Origin of the sequence: Nitrospina watsonii, assembly GCF_946900835.1 — a bacterium.
Classification (GTDB): Bacteria; Nitrospinota; Nitrospinia; order Nitrospinales; family Nitrospinaceae; genus Nitrospina; species Nitrospina watsonii.
The window spans coordinates 2,611,658-2,635,306 of sequence record NZ_OX336137.1 but is presented as its reverse complement, the minus strand read 5'-3'; the positions used below and the strand labels follow the sequence as shown (position 1 = coordinate 2,635,306).

Annotated in this window: 17 protein-coding genes; 5 read left to right on the top strand and 12 right to left on the bottom strand. The window is 48.6% G+C overall.

The window, feature by feature from the left end:
* The first annotated feature begins 128 nt into the window (after positions 1 to 128).
* On the top strand, positions 129 to 434 hold the full coding sequence (locus QML71_RS12245; protein WP_282012215.1) for a GIY-YIG nuclease family protein: 306 nt from the start codon (positions 129 to 131) through the stop codon (positions 432 to 434).
* A 36-nt stretch (positions 435 to 470) separates the two neighbouring features.
* On the opposite strand, the gene QML71_RS12240 is transcribed toward QML71_RS12245, so the two are convergent.
* The 12 genes from QML71_RS12240 to QML71_RS12185 form a co-directional block, all read right to left on the bottom strand.
* Complete coding sequence (locus QML71_RS12240) at positions 471 to 935, bottom strand: hypothetical protein (protein ID WP_282012214.1); 465 nt, start codon at positions 933 to 935, stop codon at positions 471 to 473.
* Positions 936 to 1,056: 121 nt separating this feature from the next.
* Complete coding sequence (locus QML71_RS12235) at positions 1,057 to 3,171, bottom strand: caspase family protein (RefSeq protein WP_282012213.1); 2,115 nt, start codon at positions 3,169 to 3,171, stop codon at positions 1,057 to 1,059.
* A gap of 168 nt (positions 3,172 to 3,339) precedes the next feature.
* Positions 3,340 to 5,181, bottom strand: coding sequence for an ArnT family glycosyltransferase (locus QML71_RS12230; protein WP_282012212.1), 1,842 nt, complete (start codon positions 5,179 to 5,181; stop codon positions 3,340 to 3,342).
* Between the two features lie 219 nt (positions 5,182 to 5,400).
* Positions 5,401 to 5,805 (bottom strand): CBS domain-containing protein, encoded by a 405-nt coding sequence (locus tag QML71_RS12225; protein WP_282012211.1) that lies wholly within the window; start codon positions 5,803 to 5,805, stop codon positions 5,401 to 5,403.
* 252 nt (positions 5,806 to 6,057) lie between these two features.
* A complete protein-coding gene (locus tag QML71_RS12220; protein ID WP_282012210.1) occupies positions 6,058 to 7,170 on the bottom strand; it encodes a HigA family addiction module antitoxin in 1,113 nt (370 codons plus the stop codon).
* The gene (locus QML71_RS12215; RefSeq protein ID WP_282012209.1) at positions 7,160 to 7,501 is read right to left on the bottom strand and encodes a type II toxin-antitoxin system RelE/ParE family toxin; all 342 of its coding nucleotides are present in this window, start codon (positions 7,499 to 7,501) and stop codon (positions 7,160 to 7,162) included. The genes QML71_RS12220 and QML71_RS12215 overlap by 11 nt, the downstream gene beginning before the upstream one ends.
* 92 nt (positions 7,502 to 7,593) lie before the next feature.
* Complete coding sequence (locus tag QML71_RS12210; protein WP_282012208.1) at positions 7,594 to 8,103, bottom strand: DUF1064 domain-containing protein; 510 nt, start codon at positions 8,101 to 8,103, stop codon at positions 7,594 to 7,596.
* A gap of 72 nt (positions 8,104 to 8,175) precedes the next feature.
* The gene (locus tag QML71_RS12205) at positions 8,176 to 9,972 is read right to left on the bottom strand and encodes a DUF262 domain-containing protein (RefSeq protein WP_282012207.1); all 1,797 of its coding nucleotides are present in this window, start codon (positions 9,970 to 9,972) and stop codon (positions 8,176 to 8,178) included.
* A gap of 21 nt (positions 9,973 to 9,993) precedes the next feature.
* Positions 9,994 to 14,079 carry a type ISP restriction/modification enzyme gene (locus tag QML71_RS12200; protein ID WP_282012206.1) on the bottom strand — a complete coding sequence of 1,362 codons (4,086 nt, stop codon included), beginning with the start codon at positions 14,077 to 14,079 and terminating at the stop codon, positions 9,994 to 9,996.
* Positions 14,080 to 14,098: 19 nt separating this feature from the next.
* Positions 14,099 to 17,248: a helicase-related protein gene (locus QML71_RS12195; RefSeq protein WP_282012205.1), complete on the bottom strand. Its 3,150-nt coding sequence runs from the start codon at positions 17,246 to 17,248 to the stop codon at positions 14,099 to 14,101.
* 1,008 nt (positions 17,249 to 18,256) lie between these two features.
* Positions 18,257 to 18,718, bottom strand: a complete 462-nt coding sequence (locus QML71_RS12190) for a hypothetical protein (protein WP_282012204.1) — start codon at positions 18,716 to 18,718, stop codon at positions 18,257 to 18,259.
* A gap of 12 nt (positions 18,719 to 18,730) precedes the next feature.
* Positions 18,731 to 18,961 carry a helix-turn-helix domain-containing protein gene (locus QML71_RS12185; RefSeq protein WP_282012203.1) on the bottom strand — a complete coding sequence of 77 codons (231 nt, stop codon included), beginning with the start codon at positions 18,959 to 18,961 and terminating at the stop codon, positions 18,731 to 18,733.
* A gap of 129 nt (positions 18,962 to 19,090) precedes the next feature.
* Between QML71_RS12185 and QML71_RS12180 the strand changes: the two genes are divergently transcribed.
* From QML71_RS12180 to QML71_RS12165, 4 genes are all read left to right on the top strand, one after another.
* Positions 19,091 to 19,651, top strand: coding sequence for a hypothetical protein (locus QML71_RS12180; RefSeq protein WP_282012202.1), 561 nt, complete (start codon positions 19,091 to 19,093; stop codon positions 19,649 to 19,651).
* 19 nt (positions 19,652 to 19,670) lie between these two features.
* On the top strand, positions 19,671 to 20,810 hold the full coding sequence (locus QML71_RS12175; protein ID WP_282012201.1) for a tyrosine-type recombinase/integrase: 1,140 nt from the start codon (positions 19,671 to 19,673) through the stop codon (positions 20,808 to 20,810).
* Between the two features lie 125 nt (positions 20,811 to 20,935).
* Positions 20,936 to 21,121 (top strand): hypothetical protein, encoded by a 186-nt coding sequence (locus QML71_RS12170; RefSeq protein ID WP_282012200.1) that lies wholly within the window; start codon positions 20,936 to 20,938, stop codon positions 21,119 to 21,121.
* Positions 21,118 to 23,571 (top strand): AAA family ATPase, encoded by a 2,454-nt coding sequence (locus QML71_RS12165; RefSeq protein WP_282012199.1) that lies wholly within the window; start codon positions 21,118 to 21,120, stop codon positions 23,569 to 23,571. Before QML71_RS12170 ends, QML71_RS12165 begins: the two co-directional genes overlap by 4 nt.
* Positions 23,572 to 23,649 lie beyond the last annotated feature (78 nt).

The window sequence follows — 23,649 nt, the reverse complement described above, 5'->3', positions numbered from 1 at the left end:
GGAATGTGGCACCCGGCCCCTCATTCGTGATACACAATAAGCAAGTGTGTGGATGAGAGTTCGGATGGGGGATCGTCGGTTCGATCCATGAGCATGCGATGTCAATGGCGGCCTGGAGGGAAGGAATCATGTCCGAATGGTACGTGTACCTGGTGCGGGCCGGGAATGGCAGCCTCTATACCGGCATCACGACCGACGTGGAACGGCGTTTAGGAGAACACGAGGCGGGGGGCAACCGGGGCGCGAAATTTTTTCGCGGCAAAGGGCCGTTGGCGTTGGTGTTTCAGCACTGCGTGGGTCCCCGTTCGCTGGCATTGAAAGCGGAGGCGGCCATTAAAAAAATGAAAAAAACGGAAAAGGAACATTTAGTACAGGGCGGAGTGAAGCTGGAATCGATTCTGGCCGGGTTGGCCGAGGACGAAGTGCAGGATTGACCTTCCCTTGCCGGTGAGAGCCCGGCGGCTCCTGCTTCATTGCGGGCGCGGCCCCCGCCACCAGCGGCCCCATTTCACCGAAGAAATATCCTGGCTGAAATTGGGCACGGCTTGATAGAACACCTGCACGCCTCCCGAATCCTCTGTCGGCGCACGCTTCACCCATTGTCCCGATGGCATGCCTTCCAAATCCGGCAGCCACACCTTGCGGTCGTCGGTTTTGCGCAGGATGAGGAACCCGTTTTCTTTATTGAAGTCGCTCCTCCCGAAAAGGGTCACCACCTGGCCGCGTTTGCCATCGAGCGTGAGCGTGTAGCGTCCCTGGCAGTAATGGTGACGGAAGGTGCGCATGTTGGGAACGTCTTTGCCGTTGGTGACGTCGAAGATACCGACGCAGACGTCGGAGCCGAACGTCGGGTCCAACGGCTCCTTGATGAGAGCCAGGGCACCCCGCTGTTCCGCCGCCAGCGCGGACACGCCAAGTCCCAGAAGGAAAGCCATGCATGCGAAGAAAAGAAACCGTTTCATGATGAATGGGCTCACCGCCACAGGTTAAAAAATCGAAATCCGCGGATGCCGGGTCCGGGTCCGCGTGGACCCGTTGCCCCTCGGCGCGGCCTGTTTATTTTTTGGTGAATACAAAGTCACCGCCTTCGTGGCCGGAGTTTTTGATGATGTTGTATTCCGGCACCTGTTGCGCCGATCCGGCGACGCGTTCCTTGATCTGGTCGTGAAACAATTGTTCCGCGGTGAAGACCGGAGTCTCCGGTTGTTGCAGGGCTTCGATGAACGCCCGCGCAAAGACCGAATGCCCGCCTCCGCCGCCATCGGCCACCGGTTCGTTGCCGCCGCTGGCCATGAGCGTGCGCGACGGGCGCTCGCGCATTTTGTCGAGAAACCGGCGTTTTTCTTCCGCCGTGGTCAGGCGTGTCAGCGTGGAGCGGGTCAGCGTGCCGGAATAACAACTGTCCGCCACCACCAGCACATGTTTGGCCGCCATACGTTTGATATTGGAGGTGATGTTATCGACAATGATCCACTTGGTGTCGCTGTCGGGTTTGGCGTCGGCGGGCAGCCAATACGCTTTATTGACCGCCTTGTCGAACTGGCCGTGCCCGGCGTAATAAATCAGAAAATGATCGTCTGCGGTCAACTGACTGCGAATGCGGTTGAACGCGTCCATGATGGCGTCGCGCCCGGCATCGACCAGCAGCGTGGTGGCGAAGCCGTAATGATCGCGCAGAATCCGTTCCACTTCTTCGGCGTCATGGATGGCAGTCTGAAGTGGAGGCAGGTGCCGATAATGGTTGATACCGATGATGAGCGCGTGGTAGCGGCCTTCCATCGAGGGCGCGGGTTCCGGTTGCGTATCCTGTGTTATGCGATCGGTGGAGAGCGTGGCTTTGCCTTCGACCCAGAACGTTTCCCAGGCCATGTTGCCGCGGGTGTCCTCGGCCATGACCACGACTTTGGTTTGTCCCGGCCGCAACGGCACCCCGGCGGAGAAATTACCGGACACGTCGAGGTGCGCCGGTTGGTTGTTGACGGTGACCCGGGCAATGCCGCTGGCATCGGTGACGCGGCCTTCAACGGAAGTTTCCGGCAGGTCCGGCACCACCACGATGCCGCGCGTGATCGGGTGTGAAGTGATGACGATGGCAGGCGGTTCGGTGTCTCCGGCTTCGACCGGCGGCGTGTGGGTTTCCGGTTGCGGCGTTGGGATGTGGGGTGCTGGCGTCTCCGGTGATGGCGCTTTGGCGGCGACCTTTGGGGTGATGTAGGAGGACAGATCCCATTGCCGCACGGAGTGGTCCCGGCTGCCGGAGACGGCGAAGCGCCCGTCCGGCGCAAAGGCGACCGATGTCACCGCCTGCGTGTGGCCCTCAAAAACATGCAAGGCCGATCCACTTTCCAGGCGCCACAATTTCAGCGTTCCGTCCTGGCCGCCGGATACAAGATGATTTCCGTCCTGGGACAATGCGACCGCATTCACTCCTCCTGCGTGTGTTTCCAGCGTGCGCAGAGGTGCGCCTGTTGCCGCCGCTACCAGATGGATGCCTCCATCCTGTCCCGCGAACGCGATACGTTCCCCATCCGGGAAAAAGACGGTCGTGGCGATCGCGCTCTTCGAGGATTGAAGCCAGACCTGCGTTCCTGTTGCGGTCTGCCAAAGCCTGACAGAGTTGCCTTGCGCCGCGACGACGGTGTCGCCATCGGGCGCGATGCCGACCGCCCGCACCGGTTCCAGTGGCGCGAAGCCGGAACCGGAACCGCGGGTATCGAAGAAAGTATGCAAGGCTTCGCCGGTGCTCGTGTTCCAGAGCACAACGGCTTCATCGGAACCCCCGGAGATGAGGCGTTGACCGTTCGATGAAAACGTGAGCGAGGTGACCGCGCCGAAGTGGCCGCGCAGAATGCGTTCTTCCTCGCCGGAACTCAGATTCCACAACCGCACCGTGGTGTCGGCGCCCCCGCTGGCGGCAAGACGTCCATCGGGCGAAATCGAAACCACCTGAACCGCGCCTTCGTGTCCGGAAAACGTTTTCAGGATTTTGCCTGTGGCCGCATCCCATAAAAGCAGCGTGCCGTCGGCGCCGGCGGAAAGAATGCGATGGCTGTCGGGAGACACGGCAACGGCGAGCACCGCACCCGAATGGCCCCGCAGTGTTTTAGGGATCGCGTCGGCGTGGACCGGCGCCATCCAAAGCAGGCCGAGCAGAAAAATCAGTGCCTGCACTGCAAGCCTGTGAGCACGGTGCGCCCTCTGCCGCGGATCAGGGTGGTTGCGTTGTCGGTCCGGCATGGTCCTCATCCCAGAATGAGAAGTGTCCTCAATATACACCTGTTTCCCGATCGGGCACAACCGGCAGCCTGGGCGCCCTCGCACTCTATGAGGGGGGCGGAATCAGGAGGGTTTCCTTTTAAAAATCTGGATGCCAAAACCCGCTTCGGTGAAAGGCGGCGGGCCGATCTGCTTGACCTCTTCAAAGTCAGCAAGCACCCAATGGTAAAGGGCGGTGCCGTAATTTTTACCGAAGTAGCGGAAGCCGAAGTGGGAGTGGTCGGCGTGCACCAGCGCGACGTAATCGGGCGGAGACGCCTGCAACCGCGCCAGCATGGCGCGCTCGCCGCGCAGCAGCACGGTGAGCGGATTGAAGATGATGTCGCGGGTTGGAAAACGGCGCTTCAACTGGTAATTGAACATCATCGCATCCGGCAAGGTCAACAGCGTGTCGCCGGGTTTCATCTCCGCCTCCATCCATTCCAGCGCGAACTGCATCACCATGCCGCGCGAGATGAATTTTCCGGTGTGGTCGCGGCCCAGCGGAGAGTAATCATAAATCACATCCGGGCCCTGGCCGACAGGAAAGGTTTTGTTTTGATAATGACCGTACGACAAGCTGGCGTACACACCGATGGCAAATAAAAATACCGTGTACGCCACAGGCTGAAGGAAAGAACGGGAAACATCCACCGGATCGACCCGCGGCAGCCAATTACCGAACACAAGGACGAGGATGACGAGCGTTGCCGGCAGGGCCAGCGCAAAACCGAGGTGATACATCTTCAAATTAAAAAATACTTTGAAGGTCATGGCGACGGCGAACAGGGTGAAGGTCCACAATGGCAGGTGGCGCAGCACGAAGGACTTGCGATCCACACTTTTGTAAAGGCCGCGTGCCTGCACGATCAGGAACAACAGGAGAAGGATGGGAAAGGATCGGGTGATCTCAAGCCAGGGAATGAAATCCCGGGCCAGAAACAACCCACCCGCAACGGCCAGCACGGCGGCGCCCTGGTAAAATGGGCGCTGACGGTCATCGGGAATCCGCAGCCGGGCCAGTTGGCTGAGAGCATAGCCGGTGAGCAGCAACACACTCAGATGAATTCCGAGGGTCTGCATGGAATCACCGAAGGAGGCCACTCCCAGGATCGAGCGGTAAAAGTTTAGTTTTTGAATGTTGGCATTGAAGGCGTGGGTCCAGGGAGACAGAATCGCTGTCACCACTTCCGCAACGGGCATCTGAGTCGAAAAATAAATCACCAGGCAGATAGAGGGGATGAAAAACGAAACGACCCCGATGCAAATATTCTGCAGGAGCTGTTTGCGCGGAAAGTTTTTTGTGTAATGAAATGCAATCAGGCCGAAGGCCAGTGCGATCGACAGCGCAAAGAACACTTCGATCTTGGTCAGGAACACCAGCCCCCATACCAGGCCCATGCCCGCCAGCCTGCGGGCGGTGGGGTTCTGGGTGAAACGGACAAACAGATAGAGAGCCAGCAGGCTCAGCATCACGCCATGCGTGAGCGAGTAAACATAAGGCGTGACGAAATTGAGGCCGGCCCAGCCGCGGTGGCAGGCAAACGCGAAGGCGCCGACGAAGGCGAGGCTGCCCAGCCGCGCGGCGGAAACGGGAACGAAATGCGTGAGCAGTTTGTGGATCAGGATCGCTGTCAGGGCGATCAACCCGATGTTGAACAGGGCGAGATGCAGCAGGCCCGGACCGAACAGGAAAAAAATCAGGGCATGCAGATACGACGACAGGGGACCGTGGAGAAAATCGATATCCTTGTACAAAGTCTGTCCCTCGGCGAGTGCCCACGGCACATACAACTGCTGGCCGAAATCGATGACAGGATCGGTCCACCGCTGCCAACTGGCGCCGACCATGAACAGGAACAAGAGAATAACCAGGCCGGGGCCGGGAAAAAACCAAAGGACAATGGACCGTGCAGGGGAAACCATGCGAAGCCTTGAAGTGGTGGTGGATGCGCCGCAGCCGGCGGTTTGGGGGGCAACCCGCAACCTTCATTCAATGATAACGGCACTCGCGGACGATGTCTTTGTATAATTGAAAATGCAATCGATGCGCGGAAAACCGGCTGGAGGGCGGTCGCACCGACTCCGGTGGGAGCAGAGCTAGATTTCAAACCGGCCGGTGGAGCCGGGTGCGTTGGGTTGCAATCAGAAATTGGTCTTCTGGTGCATCTTGTAATAGAACTTTTCGAGGTCTTTCACCGACAACATGCCGACGATCTTGCCGTTGTCCGTGACGGCCAGGTGGCGGAAGACTTTCTCTTCCATTAACATCGTGGCGCGGCCGACGGTTTCGTTTTTGTCGATGGTGATAATGGGTGAAGTCATCAGGTCGCCGACCTTTGCCTTATGCGGGTCGGCCTGGCCCTGCAGGATCAGGTTGCGCCAGTCGGTTTTGGTGAAGATGCCCTTGAACTCGCCGTCGATCTGGATGAGCAGGGCGCTCACCTTGTTCTGGTACATCTTGTCCACCGCGTCGAACGCAGTGGTTTCCGGGCCCGTGAAGAACAGGGTCTTGCTCATCTGGTCGCCTACGGTGTTTCCGGTGGTCATGCCGACTCCTGGGTAAAAGGTTGCCGTTCGTGTTCCATCTGGGTGCCGGGTTTTTCCCCAGCGAAGTGGCGCGCCTGGGGCGATTCGAACGCCCGACCTACGGATTAGAAGTAAACTAACAAATTTTTCCGGAAATTTCCCGATGATTCTTAAGGGTTAGAAATAGTTAGGTTTTTCCGGTTTGTAGGGATTTCAACTCATCCACCAATTTCCCTCAAAACAACCCCTTTTCCAAGAAGGATTACACAGGGATTACACACAGGCCATGAATGACTTGATTTGATCCGGCCCGAATCGGGCTTTCAAATCATTCAAATGGGTTCGGGGTAGGCGGCCCTCATGCTGTAACCGTCCCACAACGATGCCAGGGGCCAAGTTCCATTCCTTTGCAAAAGCTCTTATAAAGCTTTTGGTGCGATGGTTGCCATGTATCAGTTCCTGGTATGCCTCGGAGGGGATCAGGTATTCCGCCGCAAACCGATCCGCCTCTTTTTCTTTTTCACCCTTCATTTCGCCGTCTTCGATGAATCCCTCTTTCTTGCCGTGTTTCAGGATGTGTCCCGCTTCGTGGAAAAACGTGAACCAGAACTGGTCATCCGATTTATGCCGAAAGCTTACTTGAATGATTGCCCTTTGGGAATTTAGCCAGTGTGTGGCCCCGCTCAAATGGACTTTGTTGAATTCCGGAATACATACCAAGGCCACCCCGGAGCGGGCGCAAAGGTCCATCAACTGGAGCCAAATTTGGCCTATCGGTTTTTGAACCAGCGTATCCCGGATTTTATCTAAAGACTTTTTGAAAGCGTCCCGGTCAAACGGTTTGCAATTCATTTCCTGGGCTTGAATTTCTCCCAATCGCAACCAGGCGGAAACCGATTCCGGGCTCTGCTTGAACGCCGGGGATTTTCTAAAGGAGGCTTCCTGCCCCAGCCAAACCTTCTGCCAGGCCTGGTGGTTGCCCACTCCGAAAAAATTCAAAAGGTTGGAATACAATTCAAACTTGTTCTTTGTGTCTGGAACAGCTCCCAATTTCTTCAAATCTCTTACAGGAAAACGGCTTAACCAATCTTTGCCTTGCTCCAGCTTCTCCTTTTCCTGAATCCTTGCAAGGGCTTCCCGATAGTTTTTTTCCAGGTTGTTCCAAAACCGGGCGGGAACATTCAGAACCTTTTCAAACGCCAGGGCTGTTTTCGGCGAAATAGAGTCTGTTCCCCGAATGATCCCGTTAATGGTTTTGGTAGTAAGGTCCGTCCGCCGCGCCAGTTCCGCCTGGGACATTCCCAAATGCTCCAGGGTCTCTTTGAGGGTTTCCCCTGGTGGAACCGCGTAATCCGGTTCGAACTTAAATTTTGCTTCACTCGCCATGATAATCCGCCACTTCCAATATAGTTATTTTCGTTATCTTGTTTAAATCGATCCCGCCATGTTTGTTTTCAGGGACTGGGCTATGATCTGGTTTGAAAATCAATCTCATTTTTGCAGACACATTCACCGCAAACAGGCCTTTGCGCTTCCCGGTCAATTCGTGGCAACGGGCCGGAGGCAAATGGCTCATATCTGACAAAGTATCCGCCGCCGCCAGCTCGGCCAGCCGTTGACGCACCCGCTTTGCCGTGGCGCGTCCCCACTTCTTGTTTGATTCTTTTTCCGAGCCGCAGGTTTTTTGAAGGGGTTTTTTAGAAAAGGAGATTTCCATCCTTGTATAAGTATAGTGCGGTAAGGTTTTTGTGTCAAAATTTTATTAACCTAATGGGTTAATAAAAATATAGGATTGCTTCCGTGTGAGGGCTAAGCAACTGCCTTATTGGGGCTTTTGGTGGAGCCGGGGTGCCCCGCATATTCGGCCAAAATCTCGCCAATATCTGATGGGGTGAAGGAGACGGCCCAGGTCCAGGTGCCGAAGCCGCCTTTGTTGTTCACTGCCTGAACCCACTCATCCAGAAATTTGCGTTTGGTTTTGTCCTTCTCGGTATCCTGCCCTTTCACTTCCAGAATTAGCATGGTGCCGCTGGTCAGGCGGATCAGGAAATCGGGTCGGTATTTGTGGGCCACTCCCTTGAACATATACAGCACCTCAAATCCAAGGTGATCGTTCTTGACCCAGACTTCCACGATTGGGTTCCGGTCTACCAGCAAATCCACTCGATGCCCAAGTTGCCGCTTCCTCGCGCGCGGGCTATTGCATCGATCACCGCCAGTTCCGGGCTTAGGATGATTACCCATCTCCGCCGCCGACCGCACCAAGTCCTCGACCCACGCCGTCCCCTCCATAAAGGGATAGACGCTATGACATTTCACCGAGACCCATATAGGCAAAATAAGACGAAGGCTTAGGGCAAAAAATTTAAAGATGTTTAGGATCTTTTAAAGCTAACTTTTAAACAGCATTGAAGCACTGATTTGCCGTCCCTCCGCTAGCAATGAGACTGCCTCTCGGACCAACTGTGCTCTCCGGTGCAAAAAATTGGAAAAATCTTTTTTTATTTTTTCAACTTTCTCTGTTTCATTAAGGCCTTCATAGCCACCATTAGCCAATTCTGGGATGGGAATTAAGTGGGATTGGAGTCGGTCCTTTACTACCTCCTCAGAGGTCCATTGGTAACGGTCTTTTAAATACTTTAGTGGGTCTTTTCGGCCAATAGACATATTTGTTTTATCGGAAATAAGAGCGCAATTTAATGCAAGAAAACCATTTATTCCGGCTTCTTTAAGCAGGGCATCTGGATATACATGGTGATAATGACGTTGCTCAATATTGTTGGAGTTCAATGGCTCGCTTGTGGAAAAGTCATGCGCGCCTAAGCGACAAACTACTGCAAGGACTCCCCGACCTCTAATGGTAGTTCTTTTGGGCCATTCGGCGGTTATTAGTTCTTCTTCGTCAACCAAGTCGTATTCTTTGAAAATTGGGACGGCAGTCTCGTCATAGTTTTTATTTTCTGAGCTATTACTAAGAGTTACCAGTTGTTTCAAGGCAATATAATCAGAGTAAGCATGAGTTGCGGCTGAATTCTCATAGCGGTCAGTGAAAAATGAGTACCACAAATACTTTTTTAACAAAAGTTCATCTTTTCCTCTTTTATCCCCTGATTCTGGAATATGAGTATAAAGAGCGGCAATTACAGCAAGCACTGCGTTGGTTGGTAAACGGTCACGGTCATAAACACCTTCATTGCGTAGAAAATCTGCCATTCGCTTTAAGCCACCGCCTAACATTTCCCATTTTTCAACCATAACCTTTTTATCCATATCCCATGCACCGCGCTGGTTAGGTAAGGCATCCTGAAGTAATGCAGAAGTAGTTAGAACTATATCCGACAGGTCCGCATATTCCCCAATATTAGGGTATTTTCCATCCATGGATTTCTCTAGGTCATGAAGGGACATTTCCATAACGCTTTCTACTTCAGCAACAATGATGTCGTATTGGGATAGTGGCTTGCTGTTGGTATTCATTTTGATGAAAACATCCAACGCAACTGCCTTGTTTGTATGGGATGGCAGGGAAAGATAGGGAAGGTTGTAATTTGAAATGATAGCGCGCAAATCTTTGATTTTATCGCTCACTGACTTAGTGAATTGAAGGTATTCTTTGACCTTTTGTATATCGTCCTCGGATTTGAGATCTTCTGTAGCTTGGTCAATCCAATTGTCAATTTCCCCATCTATGTTTTCAGGTCTCAAAAGGTGGGTTGGGATAAAGCCGCGCTTTAAGCATTGGGACGGGGTCTCGCACCATATCGGATATTTTTGACCATTCTTTTTATAATATCGTCCTCTAAAGAAGACAGTCATATCTTCTAGATCTTTATCACCTTCATATTGATCGAACGCTTTTACGTAAATAAAATAAGTTTCGAATTCATAATTATTGTGAAGTGCTCTCCATAATGCAGTCAAACGTTGCTGGCCATCTAAAAGATGTTCGTGGACACGAAAATAATTCGACGGTTCTGTAGTTTCCAAATAACGGGAGATGAACTTTTCTTTTTCACCAACCTCCAAGACCAGAGTTATTCCTAAAGGTTGTTTGTGAATAACTGTCTCGATTAAGCTACTGATTCGGTGTCGATCCCAAGCCTCGAAACGTTGAAATCTAGGTAGTTTTATTTCGCCATTTTTTATTTTTACATACCAGTCTGCTAGATTTCGGTTACGAGCTTCCATGTAATTTGACCCTTAATCTTGTTATTTGATCCGAATGCATCCATGCTCATCGGAATTATTTTTTAGCTTATATCGATTCTTTGATCGGTTTTTTATATACTCATGCTGTTCTTTTGCGCCCAAAGGTTTGGTTGCGTTGCCGCTTCGAATGAAAAACTCGGTTTTACCCTGAAATGTTAAAAAAGCAGGCTCGGAGGCGGGCTCAACTTCCACAATGCATACCTGCTTGTCCTCTATTCCCTCAAAGCGGATATTGCAGTTTTGGGAGAAGTTGATTCCAATGGCATCATTAATAACGTTTCTCAGAGTTTGCTCGAACCAGTCGATACTGTTTTTGGTAAACTCCAGGTCTTTTGCCAAACCGCAGACTTCCTTGTCATCCGTCACTCCTACCACCAGGGTTCCGCCTTTGGAATTGAGGAAAGCGGCGATTGTTTTCAGGCAGGCCTTCCGCAGGTCCGGGTTCTTTTTCCCCTCCTTGACATCCCATTGAAAGGTGCTTTTATATTCCAGGTCCACGCTTTCTTCGGTTTTCAGCAATTCTTCCAGGGAGGGTGGAGGAGGGGGCGGAACGTGGAAGGCATCGGGCCAGCCACCGTGCGCATTAATGACTTCGTCTATTTCCCGCATAAGCCGTATTGTTTCCCGGATGGCAATAGTAATGCGGCGATAGTGAAGAATATCGTCCTCGGAAAGAACACGGCCCGGATGCGGATTTTTACCTCCCTTTCCAGCTCTATCCTTAAGCCACTTTTGGCAAGGTTGATAGCCCCCAATATAGAAATTATAAACTTCCGGCGTAACGTCTTCAAAATGACAGGACGGGTTGATGATCACTTTGCCGTTTTTATATTGTGGATAACCCTTTTCAACGCGTGGCTCGTTTTTGCCAATGAAGCGGGTCTCGGGCTGGGCGAGCTCATTAACTTCCCGCGCATCCAATAAGTGGAAAGCGACAAGTCGGCGGCCAAGTTTGACCATCTCCCGAAAAAGCCCAACTGAGTCAGGCAAAGGGATTCGAGGAAAATCAGTTTTTAATAATTCGGCATAACGCGACCTATAAGAAGGTGAGAAAAGTACCGAATAAATATAATCAAAAACATCCCTTGGCCCAAAATTTAAAAATAAGTCACCCCGGCCAACATCTGGTTTTGGCAATCCCATTTGAATCTGCCTAGGAGTTGAGCCTTTATGAAGAAAATCTAGGTCAAATTGTGAATTATTTACCTCTCCTTGGTAGCTCAATTGAATTTGCTCACCCAGTATATTGATTGATTTGTCGTTTAAATTTGGTGTTATTTCTTCAACCTTTTTCCTAGGAGCTAAATAAAGAGGAAATATATATGCATTGGTAGATGTTTTAGAGGAGATGAAAATTTTATCGGTTGGCTTTGCGGCGCAAAACACATGAGCAAATTCCAAATCATTTACAGCCCTCGATATGACTAATCCTATGTTGTTAGCAAAAATAAAATTAGACTGGACTTCATGTTTTAGAATTGTGACAATTTCTTTCTTAAATATTGTATATCGGTAGTCAAACGGCCTGAAGTTAACCAAGGAAATTAAATTAGTAATATCGTTCTTTAAAACGAAAGATTTCGCGGTATCGTAGTTCCATTGGTTTGTGCTACAAACTTTATAGTTCTCCGCAATCTCTTTCTTGGTTTTGGAGTTTCTTAAATCCTCAATTTTAGATAAAACTTCACTTGGCGAAAATGAAATGGCAAGATCGTCCTGTTGTGAAGCAAATCCAGTAGACCAATAAACCTCTTTGTCTTTGAGACGATTCCCCTTCCCAAAAAACTCTGGAATCTCCTTTAGTCGATTGTATTCTGATTGATAACCGCTATTTGAGCTTTTAAAAAAATAATAGGGTTCGCAGGGTTTATGGGAAGAAACGTTGCCAAATATTGAATTTAAGGTTTTGTGCTTTAAGGTGTGAAATTTTTCGCTTTTCGGACCGATTAAATCATAAAGTTTGGCGCGACTTCGTATTCTCGTGAATCTAAAAGCCATTGTTATTGCAACACCGGTAGAAATATCAAAAACTGGCTCGTCGATAGTAGTATTATTGGTTTCTTTTTTAATACTCCCATGCAGATCAATACAGCAAATTTCATCAAATGCTTGTGAAAGATGTTTGCGCATATCACGTGGTTGCGTTCCATGAAGATAGCCATGTCCAGTAATTATCCCAATAATCCCATAAGAGTTTAATTTTTCTAATACTTGATATTGCATATACCTAATGAACTTAATGTAATCATTAGATAATCCCTGGATTTGCGACTCTTGCTTTCTGACTTCCTCTTTATATGGTAAGCACAATTTTTCTATCCACTTATTCATGTTTTTAGATGAGCGCGAATAAGGAGGATTACCAATGACGATTGTTATGGGAGTGTGTGCTTTAATTTGATCCGCCCCTCTAGCCTCTTCGGCCAAACTATCATTCATTAGGCTAAATGATCTTTGGCCCCTTTTTGCGACCTGGCTTATCGGCTCTTCCAATGAATTGGTCAGATAAACACGCAAACGAGAATCGGCAGGATTTTCAGGGTGATATCCTGTATCATCCAGCTTCAGGCCAATTTTTATGTGTGCTATGGCATAAGGAGCCATCATCAACTCAAACCCGTTAAGGCGTGGCAACAGGTGATTTGGGACATATTCGTTCCAAAGCTTGCCGATTTGGTTTGGACTTTTTCCTTGCCTTTTCCATTTCTCTTCCATGCGGTTTTTAATCAGGTCAATGACCTCCACCAGAAAGGTTCCCGTTCCTGTCGCTGGATCGAGGATTTGTACAAACGGCTCATCCTTTTGCACGCCCTCGGGAATTTTAATTTCCGGATTTTTAGCATGTATTTCTCCCCATGTTGTGATGTCAGCCAGGCCGTCCTCCAATCCAAATTCCTTTTGGAGGATTTCATCAACGCTCCGTACAATAAATTTCACGACAGGAAGAGGTGTGTAATAGACCCCGCGTTGCTCTTTTATTATGGAATCGTAGTCTTTTAGGAAATGCTCATAAAAATGAAGAATAGGGTCTTCATCCGGGTTTTTATTGTTGAAATCCAGACAGACTGCCTTCATATCGGCGCGGCGTAGAGCTTCCACCACTTCATCGATACCCAATTCATTAGAATCTATTTTGCTTTTGCGTCCCCCAACTGCCAGGAAGGTCTCCATCAGCTCTTTTAAGAAGGGATGAAGAGAGGCGGTTAAGGCGGCATTGTCAGCGGTTAAAGTCTTTGTATTTTCTCCCCTTTGAGTGCGGTCGATTTGGTCAGCTAATAATCCATAACAAATTGTTTGGGCATACATGTCTGCAAAACCGTCATGATCCAGATTATGAAAAAGGGTTTTCTTAAAGTTTTCATAAATGCTTGTTAACGGTCCGTTTTCGTTTTCATATTCCAAGACTTCATTTGCTGATTTTCGGATGTTTGTGGCAAGGCTGGCCAGGCGTTTGGTAAGATCCTTGGCAGTGGAAATCGCCGCCCCATGCTCGCTTACAAATGCCCCTGCCCACTGCTCACGCCATGCCTTGGAATTTCTTACATCTTCCGGCCAGGCAAGTTTGGATTGCAGGGTTTGCGCAACATAATTAAATTTAAGTTTCGTATCATTTTGGTCCCAACCCATCTCTTTTAGGATAATTTTATTTTTACCGCCATTTTCTTCCGAGAAATGAAGGAAGGAAAGTTCCCGCTCGCCGCTTTTCCCATGAGCGGAAATGAACAGAAGGTCATGGAGTTGCCAACCTTTTTGTTCGGACTTATTGGAAGAACTTCTTTTTTTGAGGGTGAGCCCTCGAAGTATTCGCTTAAGAATCCCAACGGGGAGTCTTTTATCTTCAAAGTTTACGAAGAATATCCCCCATGGTTGATTTGAGAAGAATGGCCTTAACTGGCGAACCTCCCGAATGTGGTCAATGTCGTCCTTTTTCAGACCCAATTCTTGGGTTGTGTATTCAAAGGTTAGTTCCTCAAAAGATTCATTTACAAGCCCCTCCTCCTCCTTGATGGGCCAACGCAGGTGATCCCGTAGCCAGGGCAACAATTGTTCAAAGGTTTTAATCTGATCCAGACCGTAAGTTTCCATTAAAAGATCCTTTTGGATTTTAATTGAGCTCCATCCAGGTTTTAAGAATGGGCTTCACGCCAATGGGTGCTTGAACCTTTTTGAGATAGGAATTTTTTATATGTTTGTCTAGTTTGGATCGAATGTCCGCCAGGGTGGCTTGGGATACCTTGCAGTTGCGGGGGGTTTCCGGGGTGGAGCGTATGAAATTTACGATCTGGGTGGCGTCTTCCAGGATTTTGCCTGCCCCCAGGTCATAGAGGAACCATTGGGTGGTGCCTGCATCCAGAGACCATTCTTCCTGTTCTTCCGGTTCGGTTTCCCCGAGCTTCCGCCCCGGTAAGGCATAACAGAAAAATACGGCCTGGGTGCCTGGATTGGGATGTTCTTTGCCACTGAAAATGCGTCTCGGAAGAGTTGAAAGCCTGTCTTCCAAACCGGGGTTTTCCTTGAGGAGTTGTTTGAATTCCAGATGCATTTCTTCTGTCGGGGAGAGAGTGCCCTCAAAGGCTTCCGTAAAGTCTTTCAGCGCGTCATAGTCGTCATCGGGAGTAAGGAGTTTTTTACCTTCGATTCCGAAGGTTTTGGATATTCTAAGCGTTTTCTTTGAGACGGTCTGATACAGCCTAAGAAGCTCGTCGAGCTCATCCGGTGGGAGAAAGTTCCAATACATGACTTCCCCCCGCAGTTTTTCCTGATCCGGATGATCCGCGACAATTCGTCTCTCTATTTCAGGGTCCATTCTTCGATCAACGCGCCCTATTCTCTGCATAAGGCGAACTGGATTCCAGTGCAGATCATAATTGATTAATCGGGTGGCGTCCTGGAGGTTTAAGCCTTCGGAAAGGACATCGGTTGAAATTAAAACGCGAATTTCTTTCTCACCATTTTCCCTAAGCTGGGCGCTGGATGAGCCATTGTAATAAGGTGAAAAGCGTCGAATGATGGACTCTCGGTTCCCCTTAAACCCACTGTCAATTTCGTCAACGTCTCCAATTCCAGCGGCCTTCAATTCATTTTTGAGGTACCGGGCGGTGTCCATGAATTCGGTAAATATGAGGACTTTATTGTCCTTCAATACCGTGTCATTTTTGAGAAGCTTGATAAGGGCGTTGAGCTTTTTATCCTGGGAGGGTTTAAAGTTTTCCAGCTCCTTTAGAAAGGTCGCTATCTGGTCCAGGTCCAGCAGGGTCTCTCCAATAATTTCTTCGATCTTAAACTCATGGCGTTCCAGTTTTTCTATGGACTCAAGCATTTCCTCTGGAATAACGTCTTCATCAACCTCCTCATCCTGCTCATAACCAAAAAGCTCATTTGAATGACTGCTCATGTAGTCAAGAAGCTTTTTATGCTGGAGCTTCCAACGCTCTACAATTTTTCTCTCATGCTCCGTTTCGGAATGAACTTCCACCCAGGCTAATAGTTTGCGTAGAAGGGTCCAGCAGGACATGGTGAAAGCCTCAACAGAGCTTTCAAATCGTTTTAAAAACCCTGTCCTGATTAAAGAAACAACCTGCTTTTGCCGTCCTTGGACCAGGGGGTCGATTGAAGTGTCATCGCCCTTGTAATAATAAAACGGGTAATAAATAGCTAGTGAAAAGAGGGGGTTTTGTTTGTGGAAGGCTTCCTCTATCATTCCCAGCAATTTTCCGTAGGTTTGCTTTACAGAATAAGGGATAATTTTGGGTTCCTTGGGTTGAGGGAAAAGGACTTCGCCACCTGCATTCTGGTCCAGGCTCTTTTTCACATACACCCTGCTTCTCTGGACAACAAGCTCTTTAAATAAGGAATCCTGGGCAAGAACCTGTTCTGCCTCCGCCAAATTGGTTTCCATATCTTCTTCGCTATCTTCCGAGTTCATTTGAACCACTTTTTCTAAAGACTTTTCCATTTTCCGGAAATGGCCAGCTAAAGAATGGATGCCTAGAGGAGCGTCTTTAAAATAATCCGTTTGGCGGCGAGAGAAGAGCTCGATCATATGCTGTAAATCTCTCAAGCGGTTATTGACGGGTGTTGCAGTGAGCAAATAGGTCTGCTTTTCCCCGATCAGATCGAAAAATTGCCAATATCTGGATTTCAACTCCTCGGAATTACCGCCTTTGGTTCCTGTATTGCGGAAGTGGTGAGCTTCATCAATAAGAACTACATGAGCCCGTTCTTTTACGCTTTGAAGATCTTCCTGAAACTTTCCTTTTCGCAATAGGTCGGTATGGTTGAAAATTTCCAGTCTGCTATACTTCCCAAAAATATGGGGGAGGTGACGTTTCAAAGCGGACTCCCAGACAGCTTCACGAGCGGCCTTTGGTACAAACAGAGCAACATTTAGCCTGTCATGAATGATGAACCTTTCAATCAGCATCAAGCCCACATAAGTTTTACCCAGACCAACCCCATCACATAAAAAAGCCCCTCTGTATCGATTTCCCTTTTTAAGTAGTGCGTGATACCCCTCTTGCTGATAAGGGGCAAGGAGTGGATAAATTTTAGATTCATTCTGCTCCCATTCGTCCGGAGTCATTTCATGACCATGAAAGAACTCTTCCAGGGATTTAGCGTAAACTTCGAAGGGCTGGTATTCATGAACGTGGCGTTCAATCGTTTTCAGGATTTCCGGTGTCACATCCTCAGCATTTTCCCAATGGTCCTCAAACCATTCCTGAAGAATATTTACCGGTCGGCCTGTTATTTGAACGTTAAGTTCTATGTTTTCGGTAAGACCCGGATATGAAAAGTTGGATGAACCAACGAGGGCGGTAGCGCCAACCACATCAAGGCGGGCATGAGTTATATAGGCTTTAGCGTGGAACTTTTCATTTCGATAAACACGACATTGGATTTTCCCTGATTTAATGGCCTCAACAATTGCCGGCACCCCCTGGAGAAAATCATTTTTCTCTTTTTCCGATTCCAAACTGTGATTTAAACGAGAGGTGATCTTTTCCAATCCCTTTAAAAAAGCCTTTTTAGTGCGGAGAGAAACTTCCTCGCCCATCAATATTCTGATTTTATCTACTTTTTGCCATTCCTCATTTAGGGCCAGGAGCGAGCCAATTTCAAAATGTCCCGTAGCAATATCCATTGCCTTTGAAAGTTGACACCAGTCATGAAGGTACTTGACCACCTTCCAGTCTTCATCACTGTTATCAACTATGAAAAGCTCGCTTCCTGAGGTGCTTACTTTTTTAGGCATAAGAATTACTTTTGGTTCAACTTGTATTCTGATATTGAACGAAAACCTAAGGGCGATTAAACACCATTGGGAAGGGCTTAGTCAATTCCGGATTCCGAATGAGGGAAGGGGAAGAGTGCAGAATAAAACGGAAGAAGGGCTTTGGATTGAATCGCTTTGCGGGTTCCGGTTGGGTCATTGACCCCGATCCAGGAAGCGCCAGAAGCTCCAAATATCCAACCTTTTTCAAATATCAGTGAGTAAACAGTGATATGGGGCTGGATCAAGTTTCCGGCCTTCTGGCGGCGGACACAAGCCATTCAAGGTTATTGCTGTCTTTTGATTCCAACTGCCCGCGTGTCCAAAAAACCAAGGTTCTTTTTAGGTGTGTAAGGTTCAGCCTGATTGGAGTAGGGGGGCATTGGAAAAGTCTGGCCGATATCGTAGTAGATCGCGAGGGTTTCGCCATTTTTTTACGCGTGCATTTGAAAATTTGGAAAAAGTGTGTGTGCGAGGGAGCACATATATTGAGGGGGCCTGTTTTTCAGGGGGTGGGGGGTCTCTTGGCCAAAAATATTCGCAGAATTGTATTTAGCCAAGGTGCAGGCGTGCCTCCGTATTTCTTGGTCAACCTGGAGCCCTCTGCCAATGGTAAAACCCCGCTCATTGGTTTGTTTGCGTGCTACCGCTCCACGCGTCCACGGTTCATGGGGGGGTCAGGGTTAGTCAGGTTTTTAGAGTCCATAAAAAGGCTGAAATTTGTCAGGCCGCCACCCTTGGGAGCGCGAAGTCCCATCCGTTTTCAACACCTGCTTTTTTGTCAGGTTTGGTCCTGGTCTAAAATGGTGGGGATATTTTTTAATCTGGTCACGGTAGGCAGGTTTTCTGATTTCATCTTATAGGGGATGGTAAATTTAAAAGCATTATAAAATCTGTATGAAAACTTCTTAAAAAACGAGGGAAATAGATACAGATTTTGTTATTGGTCCTCTTTTGAAGGCCCCCGCAGTAATAAACCCTGTATCTGCTTCATATAGATTCTGTATTTGGTTTTTTCTTGTGGCGGGCTTGGAGGAGTTTTTGGGCACGTTCAGGATTCTTCCAAGCGGCTGTAAAATACTTGGAGCCAATCCCCGGTTGATATGCCTTTTCTTCGAAGTCGGGCGTTCCCCACTTTCTCCATCTTTCGGAAAGAGAAAACACTGAAGGCTCGTTCAATCCACCAGGTATGAAGGGATCTAAAAAGCCATGGGCCACCAGTTCCTTTTTGGCTTTGCCAAAGGTGGATGGTGATTTGCAAATTCCGTAATTTCTGGCTTGTTCGAAAGTAAGTGTTACCGTCGTTTGGTGGCCGTTTTTCAAATCCCTCTTAAAATATGCGTAGGTAATTTTGGCATTATTGGTAAGGGCTTGGAAGGCTTTGGAATCCACTAGATTATGAGGTAAAGCAACAAAGCCCCCGTCAATGGGATACCGCTTTTTTTTAGGCATGGAAAATGGTGGTTATTCAGGAAACCGCTTTTGAGAAGTGCTGGAAAGTTTGCCGCCTTCCTGGAGCCAGGCGTCCAGATCCTCTTTGTAATAGAAGATCCGGCCTCGTTTGATGAAGGCAGGACCATTGCCTTGGCACCGCATCATGGCCAGAGTTTTTTGGCTCAAGCCCAAATATTCTGACGCATTAGTCGTATCCAGCCGCCCGTCTGGGAAAATCGTAACTTCAATGCTTTTAGTCATTAATATATCCTTTCATGGATCAAATTTAACTTCTAAACATGTTTAACAAAACAAAACAATAGTTGCAAATAAAAACACGTTGCTTTAGAATGATCCAGAAAACTTTGGAACTTTTCCCTTGGAGGATACATGGCGAAGGCAAAGAAACAGTCTTCGAAAAAAAAGACCAGTAGGACCGAGACTATTGGTTTCAGGCTTGATCCCAAACTTCGATTTGCGGCGGAACTGGCGGCTCGAAAACAGAGGCGATCCCTTTCCAGCTTCATTGAGTGGGCAGTTGAAGAAGCCACAAAAAAAGTGGTTTTGGAATATCGTGAATCATCTAACCTTGATGAGCCACCTCGTGCAGAAACAGCTTTCGATACTATAAAAACCGTTTGGGATGTGGATGAAGCGGATCGTTTTGCAAAGTTGGCCATGACTTATCCCGAATTGCTAACTCATGATGAAGAGGTTTTATGGAAGTTGATTTGTCAGAATGGGTTTTTATGGAAAGGCAAATATGTAGAAAACTCTGCAAGAGGCGTTAGGGAATGGACTTGGAATGTTTTGCCCACGTCCCTTATTTATGTCCGGCTTAGGGACAATTGGGAAGTTTTTAAGCAGGTTGCTTCCGGCGAAAAGTCTGAAGACTGTCTTCCCAGATGGCAGGAAGAAATGGAAAGTGTTAGAGATGACATTCCCTTTTGATCATTATTGAGGAGATCCCATGGCTCTTAAATTCACAAAACTCACCCGCCCGAATATCCGGAAGCTTCCTCCCGAAGGCCGTCTCCATGAGCACGGCATCACCTTTGATCGTCTGGCCAATGGGGATGGCAAATACTCCGTAAACATCATGGTGGACGGGCAACGGGTCCACCGGGTTATCGGCAAGGAATCGGAAGGCGTCACCCGCAAGCAGGCGGAAGAATTTATTGAGCAGGTCCGGTCCGATGCGCGGAAAGGCCGTTTGAATCTGCCCAAAGGCCGGAAGACCATTCTCCAGTTCGACCAGGCGGCGGAAATGTATCTCAAGAGGATGGAAGAAGAAGGCGGCAAGGATTTGAAGATGAAAAAAATGCGTATGAATCAAAACCTGGTCCCTTTCTTCAAAAGCAAGCCGGTGGTGCAGATCAGTTCGTTTGATATAGAGCGGTACAAGAAAAAGCGGGTGGATGCGAAGGTAACTCCGAGCACGGTGAACCGGGATTTGGCGGTTCTTTCTCATTTGTTCAATAAGGGGATTGAGTGGGGATGGTGGGATCACCGGCCCGCCCGGATCAAACGGTTCAAGGAGAATCCGGGGCGCATCACTTACCTGGCTCCGGATCAGGCCGCGCGGTTGATAGAAGCGGCAAAGGAAGACCAGAGTCCTCATATTTATCCGTTCATTGTGGTCGGCCTGGGCACCGGCATGCGTCGCATGGAAATCCTGTCTATCCGGCTGGAGCATATCGACCTGGACCGGAAAACCATTTACATTCCCAATGCCAAGGCGGGGGCCAGAACGCAACCCATGACCAATGAACTGGCAGAGTTCTTAAGAGGGTATGTTGAGACGGCGGAGCCGGGTCAGGAATGGTTGTTTCCCGCCCTTGGTTCCAAGACCGGGCATACGGTGGCAATTGAAAGGCCGTTTCGCCGGGTTGTCAAGAGCGCGAAGCTGGACCCGGAGAAGGTGGTCCGGCACACCTTGCGCCATACCGCGATCACTCATTTGGTCCAGGCAGGCGTGGACCTGCCCACCGTGAAACGGATCAGCGGCCACAAAACCCTGTCCATGGTGGAGAAGTACGCGCACCAGAACGGAGCCCACATCGAAGCCGCTATGGATAAGCTCCAGGACCGGCTCAAGGCGGCGAATTAATTAAGGTGGTCAATAAGTAGGTTTTCCTAGCACGATTAATTTGTGTCGTAAAATATACAGAAGTTGATAGTGTCTGTATTCGACACCCAAAGCGGACGCTTTAAATGGCATGAAAGGCGGAATTTATGACAGTAGAAGATGGTGGACTACAGTCGGTTTCTGACAAAATCCTTGATAAATTTATCAAGGAGCTTGCCGTTGAGGATGGCATGAAAGAAACCTCCAACCGTTTAAGAAAAATCATATTTGAAGACAAAACCGTAAATGAAACAGCCATTCGTGAGGCTTTGTTTGGTGAAAGTGAAACATGATACGGTTGCAAAAAATTCATATCCATGAATTCCGCGGTATACGCGACCTAACCTTGGAGATCAATGGGGACAATTTCGCTATATGCGGCCCCAATGGAACCGGGAAAAGTGGCGTTGTTGATGCTATAGAATTTGCGATTACCGGGAATATCTCGCGTTTATCCGGGCGTGGCACAGGCGGGCTATCGGTAAAAGAGCATGGGCCTCATGTTGATAGCCGGGCTAAATTAGCACAAGCCTTTGTCACACTGACATTCAATATTCCTTCGCTTAAGAAAGAAGCGACCATACATAGAACCGTCAAGTCACCAAACAAGCCGACGATTACGCCCGATGAACTCGAAATAAGGGCTGCTTTAGGGCATGTGGAAGAACATCCAGAATTCGTATTATCCCGTCGCGAGTTAATTCGCTATGTCTTGGCGGAGCCGGGTGAAAGAGCCAAAGAAGTCCAGGCTCTATTGCGTCTGGAAAAGCTTGAGACTCTGCGCACCACTTTGCAGAAAATATACAAAGCCTATGAGCGCGACATCAAACCACTTGAAAATAGCAAACAAAGGTCTAGGGACGACCTTTTGAAAGCACTTGGTATTGCAAAGTGGGCACCGCCGACCATTTTAGAGGAGGTAAATAAGCGCCGCGCAATTTTATCATTGCCGGAAATCACAGAATTTAAAAAGGATACTTCATTCAAGGACGGATTGACAACCGTTTCCAGTTCCAAAACGGTTAGCCGGGTACCTAAAGCGCAAGCGCTTAAGGATATAGAAAGCCTTAAAGGGCTATTGGAAGGAAGCAAAGCACAAGCATTCCAGGATTCCTGTGCTTCCGTTTTGACGGATTTATCAGAGTTAAACGCGGATGCGGATAGCCTTGAAAGTCTTTCACATGAAAACCTGTTGCAAACAGCTCTTAAGCTATTTGACAATGAACATTGCCCGGTCTGCGATACGGAGTGGGAGCCAGAAGAATTTAAAAAAGTGGTGGCCCAAAAGCTTAAACTTCTTGCGACCGTCAAGCAAAAGAAAGAGGCTCTTGAAAAGAAGATTGAGCCAATCGCCGCTGCCCTAGAAACATTGTCTGCGTCGTTGGCAACGACGGGAAAGTATAGCCCGGCGCTTCCGAAGCCGTTAGATGTGCAGGCCCTCAAGACTAAAGAAACCGCTTTATCAGAAGCCGCAAAACAGCTTAGAAAGCTGCTGCCATTATCGGAAACCATCAAGGTATTGGAAGGTGACATTACCGACTTCAAAACAGTTGAGCCGGTCATTGAAGAATTGGAAAAGGCGGTAACGGCTATTCCCGATCCTTCGCAGCAAGATGCGGCCAGGGATTACCTTGTCGCCGCTCACGAACGCCTTGAAACATACTTTGAAGCTTCACGCCAGCTAGAATCCTGTACGATTTCCGCAGCCCATTCCAAGAAGGTTTTTGAAAAATACGGGGAAGTGATTACCCAAGAATTGAACACCATATACAAGGATGTTGAGAAGGCGTTTAGAAACCTTTACCGTATGATAAACCATGATGATGAAGGCGCATTTGAGGCCCTGCTTACGCCTTCTATGGGTAAGCTAGGCTTTGATGTTGATTTTTACGGGCGCGGCTTTTTCCCACCTGGAGCATACCATAGCGAAGGCCACCAAGACGGCATGGGACTTTGCTTGTATCTTGCTTTAATGGAGCATCTTCTTGATAACAATTTCACCTTCGCTGTGTTGGACGATGTTCTTATGTCCGTGGATTCAGGGCACCGGCGCGAAGTTTGCGACTTATTGAAACAAAAATTTCCCGATACTCAATTTCTCTTTACCACGCATGACGACATTTGGCTCCGCCATATGCGGACGGCGGGTCTGATAAAAAACAAGGGCTTTGTCCATTTCAGAACATGGAGCGTCGATCTTGGCCCGACCGAATGGGACGACCGCGATATTTGGCAAGAGATAGACAGTCATCTTTCCAGCAATGATGTTAGGTCTGCGGCGGGCCTTTTAAGGCACTATCTGGAATACTTATCAAAAGAATTATGCCACCGCTTAAGAGCGCCGGTCGTATTTCGCGGGGACGCTCAATTCAATTTAGGGGATCTCTTGCCGCCGGGCGTTAAACGGTTGCGGGATTTGATAAAGGATGGGAAAAAGGCGGCGGAATCTTGGAGGCAGGATGATAACAAAGCCAAGATTGAGGCTATGCAGGAGGCTTTGAACAAAGCGGTAAAGGATTCCGAAGTAGAGCAATGGCAAATAAACGCGGCGGTGCATTACAACGAATGGGCATCTTTGCAGAAAAATGATTTCGAGCCAGTAGTCGAAAACTTCAAGCACCTTACTGGCTTGCTTGAATGCGAAAAATGCAGCGAGCTATTTTATGTGACCCCTGAACGCGGAAATAAAGAATCCCTTAGGTGTAGCTGTGGGGATACGCATATTAATTTAGTTTCTGAGTAATGAAAGAACAATCCAACAAGAGTTGAATGTCCGCTTATGGCCGGTTTCTGCCGGTCGATGGTGAAACGATACAGGCGC